This window comes from Pseudoalteromonas sp. S4741, assembly GCF_005886135.1.
GTDB lineage: Bacteria > Pseudomonadota > Gammaproteobacteria > Enterobacterales > Alteromonadaceae > Pseudoalteromonas > Pseudoalteromonas tetraodonis.
Window position 1 is genome coordinate 1 of record NZ_PNCN01000224.1, and the last position, 471, is coordinate 471.

At 48.4% G+C, this 471-nt stretch carries 4 tRNA genes; all 4 read left to right on the forward strand.

Annotated features, from left to right (window positions below):
* Positions 1-58: 58 nt before the first annotated feature.
* The 4 genes from CWC30_RS17895 (at position 59) to CWC30_RS17910 (ending at position 462) form a co-directional block, all read left to right on the forward strand.
* Positions 59-135: transfer RNA gene (locus CWC30_RS17895), tRNA-Pro, on the forward strand.
* Positions 136-190: 55 nt separating this feature from the next.
* Positions 191-267: transfer RNA gene (locus tag CWC30_RS17900), tRNA-Arg, on the forward strand.
* 24 nt (positions 268-291) lie between these two features.
* A tRNA-His gene (locus CWC30_RS17905) sits at positions 292-367 on the forward strand.
* An 18-nt stretch (positions 368-385) separates the two neighbouring features.
* Positions 386-462, forward strand: a tRNA-Pro gene (locus CWC30_RS17910).
* Positions 463-471 lie beyond the last annotated feature (9 nt).

Here is a 471-nt window from a genome sequence, read left to right on the forward strand (position 1 = left end):
AAATGTGTTCTCGGTGGGAGGTGCCTCTTATGTGTACTCTTTGAGAAAATATCTATATCGGCGATTAGCGCAGTTTGGTAGCGCACTTGGTTTGGGTCCAAGGGGTCGCAGGTTCAAATCCTGCATCGCCGACCATTTTTATGTTTACTCATAACAATTTAACTTACTAGTGAACTATGAAGTTTTCGATGCGCCCATAGCTCAGCTGGATAGAGCAACGCCCTTCTAAGGCGTCGGTCGAAGGTTCGAATCCTTCTGGGTGCGCCATTTTGAAAACATTGTAATGCCGTGGTGATTGTAGCTCAGTTGGTAGAGCCCCGGATTGTGATTCCGGTTGTCGTGGGTTCGAGCCCCATCAGTCACCCCAATTTACAAAAAAGAATATCGGCGATTAGCGCAGTTTGGTAGCGCACTTGGTTTGGGTCCAAGGGGTCGCAGGTTCAAATCCTGCATCGCCGACCACTTTCCCAT